This window comes from Fibrobacterota bacterium, assembly GCA_019509785.1.
GTDB lineage: Bacteria > Fibrobacterota > Fibrobacteria > UBA11236 > UBA11236 > Chersky-265.
Genome location: JAEKLQ010000005.1, coordinates 1 through 3728, shown reverse-complemented (window position 1 = coordinate 3728; position 3728 = coordinate 1). Strand labels below are relative to the sequence as shown.

Below are 3728 nucleotides of genomic sequence, written 5' to 3'. Positions count from 1 at the left end.
CCCGCCGAACACGACGACGCGCGGGTTGCGCATCGTCATCACGATCTTGACCTCATGCCCGTCGACCACCACCGAGCCGGGCGAATCGAGCAGGTCGGGCTCGGGCACCGGCACCGGCACCGGCAGGCCGTTCGCCTTCGCGTGGTCCTTCAGGAAGCCCTGCAGCGTGTCCTCGAGCGCCTCGATCGCGACGTCTTCGGTCCAGCCGCTGTCGATCATGGACTTCAGGACATCGTCCGGGCTGCGACCGGCCTTGGCCTGGTCGATGATCCATTGCCGCAGTTCGGGCGTGATGCTCTGCTTGGTCGTGCTGTTCATGGTGGGTTCAGCTCAGGTGTCGGCGAAAAACCAGCCGGTCGGGTTGCGACGCGGCAGGATCGAAACGGTAACCGTCGGCGTTGAATTTTTCCAGCCCCTTCGGGGTGGCGAGCTTTTTCTTGATCGCGTGCCGCGCCATCAGGCCGCGGGCGCGCTTGGCGAAGAAGCTGATGACCTTGTACTGGCCGTTCTTCCAGTCCTCGAACACGCACTCGACGACGCGCGCCTTCAGCACCTTGCGGCGCACCGCGCGGAAGTACTCGTTCGACGCGAGGTTGACGATCACCGGGCTGGCATCGGCCGCGAGGCGCTCGTTCAGGTGCTCGGCCAGCGTGTCGCCCCAGTAGTCGTACAGCGTGGCGCCGCGCGGCGTCGGCAGGGCGGTGCCCATCTCGAGCCGATAGGGCTGCATGCGGTCGAGCGGGCGCAGCACGCCGTACAGGCCCGACAGGATGCACAGGTGGTCCTGCGCCCAGGCCAGGTCGGCGTCGCTCAGCGTCGGGGCCTTCAGGCCGTCGTAGACATCGCCATCGAACGCGAGCGCGGCCGGGCGGCTGTTGGCGTCGGTGAAGCGCGGGCTCCACGCGGCATAGCGCTCGACGTTGAGCGCCGACAGCGGCTCGGACAGGTGCATCAGCGCCGCGATGTCGGCAACCGACTGCGTCTTCAGCAGCTTGATCAGCTCCGCCGACCGGGGCAGGAAGGACGGCATCGTCGGCTCGTGCGCGGTGCGCAGCGGCGTGTCGTAGTCGAGGGTCTTGGCAGGCGAGAGCAGGAACAGCATGAAGCCGGAGCGCGGTGTGGCAGGAAACACGGGAATCCCGAACTCTATCGAATCGGCGCGCAACATCTGGTTTCCAGGTGTGCCCGCGGCGTCGGCGCGTCATCGGAAATCGCGACTTCTTGCCACCAATCCGCCCAGCAAGGGCGTGTGATCGATCATCTTGACCGCCAGCAGGTGCATCACGTCGCCCTGCCGCTGCCACTGGCCGTAGACCGTCAGCAGCCGCGAAGCGAGCAAGGCCTGGCGCTGGGTCTCGAACACGCGCGGCCAGACGATGATGTTGACGGCGCCGGTCTCGTCTTCCAGCGTGACGAAGACCGTGCCCTTGGCAGTCTGCGGCCGCTGCCGGTGCGTGACCAGCCCGCTCGCGCGCGCCAGCCGGCCGTCGGGGTAGCCGCGCAGCACGGCCGCGGTCTGCACCTGGAAGGCCTCGAGCTGCGGGCGCAGCAGCGCGAGCGGGTGGCGCTTCAGCGTCAGACCGAGCGCCTGGTAGTCGGCCACCGTCTCCTCGACCTCGGCCGGCGCGGGCAGCAGCAGCGCGGGCTCGTCGACGCGGGTGCGGCGCAGCATCGCGGTGGGCCGCGTGTCGATGCCGGCCACCGCCCAGGCCGCCTGGTGACGGTGGCCGCTCAGGCTGTGCAGCGCATCGGCCTGCGCCAGCGACTGCAGCTCGTGGGCATTCAGCTCGGCGCGCCGCGCCAGGTCTTCGGGGCTCGCGAAGGCGCCGTGCTCGCGGGCTGCCACGATGCGCTGCGCCGCCGCCTCGGACAAGCCGCCGACGCGGTTCAGCCCCAGCCGCACCGGCCGCAACCCGTCGCCCGGAGCGGCCTCGCCGAGAGGCTTCTCCAGCGGCCATTCCAGCGACCATTCGAGCGTGCACTCCCAGTCGCTGCACGCCACGTCGACCGGCCGCACCTCGACGCCGTGCTCGCGCGCATCGCGCACCAGCTGCGCCGGCGCGTAGAACCCCATCGGCTGGCTGTTCAGCAAGGCCGCGAGGAACGCATCGGGGTGGTGGCACTTGATCCAGCTGCTGTCGTAGGCGAGCAGCGCGAAGCCGGCCGCATGGCTCTCCGGGAAGCCGTACTCGCCGAAGCCCTCGATCTGCTTGAAGATGCGCTCGGCGTACTCGAGCGCGTAGCCGTTGGCGACCATGCGGCCGACCAGCCGCTCGTGGAACGGCCCCAGGCCGCCCTTGCGCTTCCAGGCGGCCATCGCGCGGCGCAGCTGGTCGGCCTCGCCCTGCGTGAAGTCGGCGGCCAGCATCGCGATCTGCATCACCTGCTCCTGGAAGATCGGCACGCCCTTCGTGCGCATCAGCGCGGGCCGGATGCCCTCGGGGCAGTCGATCTCGTCATCGGGGAGCAGCCGGTTCTTCAGGTAGGGGTGGATCATGCCGCCCTGGATCGGGCCGGGCCGCACGATCGCGACCTCGACCACCAGGTCGTAGTAGGTGCGCGGCCGCAGGCGCGGCTGCATGCTCATCTGCGCGCGGCTCTCGATCTGGAACACGCCGACGGTGTCGGCCTGGCAGATCATGTCGTAGGTGGGCGTGTCGCCCTCGGCGATGTCCTGCATGCGGAACTCACGGCCCCGCTTGTGGCCGATGAATTCCAGCGCGCGGCGCAGCGCGCTGAGCATGCCGAGCGCGAGGATGTCGACCTTGATGAGCCCGAGCGCGTCGAGGTCATCCTTGTCCCACTGCACGACGCTGCGCTTGTCCATCGCGGCGTTCTCGACCGGCACCAGCTGCTCGATCTGGTCGCGCGCGATCACGAAGCCGCCCGGGTGCTGGCTCAGGTGGCGCGGAAAACCCACCAGCATGCCGGTCAGCTCGGCCCATTGCCGCACCACCAGCGAATCGGGATCGAAGCCGTTCTCGCGCAGGCGCTCGCGGCTGATGCCGCGGCCGTCGAACCACTGCTGGCTCTTCGAGACGGCGTCGATGCGCTGCAGGTCGATGCCGAGCGCGCGGCCGACGTCGCGCACCGCGCTGCGCGGCCGGTAGCTGATGACGACCGCGGTCAGCGCCGCGCGGTGGCGGCCGTACTTGCCGTAGATGTACTGGATGACCTCTTCGCGGCGCTGGTGCTCGAAGTCGATGTCGATGTCGGGCGGCTCGTTGCGCTCGGCGCTGATGAAGCGGCCGAACAGCAGCGTCGCGCGTTCGGGGTCGACCTCGGTCACCTCGAGGCAGTAGCACACCAGCGAGTTCGCCGCGCTGCCGCGCCCCTGGCACAGGATGCCCCGCGCGCGGGCCCAGCGCACGATGTCGGCCACCGTCAGGAAGTAGGCCTCGTAGCCGAGCTGCTCGATCAGCGCGAGCTCGTCCTCGATCAGCTTCGACCACTGGGGCTTCAGCCCGTCGGGAAAGCGCTTCGGCACGCCGGCATAGGTGAGCCGGCGCAGGTGGGCGATCGGCGTCATGCCCTCGGGCACGACCTCGCGCGGGTACTCGTACTTCAGCTCGGCGAGCGAGAAGGTGCATTGCGCGGCCAGCATCAGCGTGTTGTCGAGCCACGCCGGCTCGTAGAGGCCGGCCAGCCGGCTGCGCGAGCGCAGGTACTGCTCGGCATTCGGCGCGAGCCCCAGCCCGCATTCGGTGAGCGGCAGGTTCAGCCGGGTG

At 69.6% G+C, this 3728-nt stretch carries 3 protein-coding genes; all 3 read right to left on the bottom strand.

Annotated elements, in window-relative coordinates:
* A partial coding sequence (locus JF616_00165; protein ID MBW8886142.1) for a 2-oxoglutarate-dependent dioxygenase occupies window positions 1–318 on the bottom strand: 318 nt, incomplete at its 3' end.
* Between the two features lie 7 nt (window positions 319–325).
* Window positions 326–1102 carry a peroxide stress protein YaaA gene (gene yaaA, locus JF616_00160; GenBank protein ID MBW8886141.1) on the bottom strand — a complete coding sequence of 259 codons (777 nt, stop codon included), beginning with the start codon at window positions 1100–1102 and terminating at the stop codon, window positions 326–328.
* 99 nt (window positions 1103–1201) lie between these two features.
* Window positions 1202–3728 (bottom strand): error-prone DNA polymerase (locus tag JF616_00155; protein ID MBW8886140.1); only part of this gene is annotated, 2527 nt, incomplete at its 5' end.

Excerpts from the sequence above, each read along its gene's own strand:
- yaaA (MBW8886141.1), bottom strand. The coding sequence starts at position 1,102 with ATGCTGTTCCTGCTCTCGCCTGCCAAGACCCTCGACTACGACACGCCG.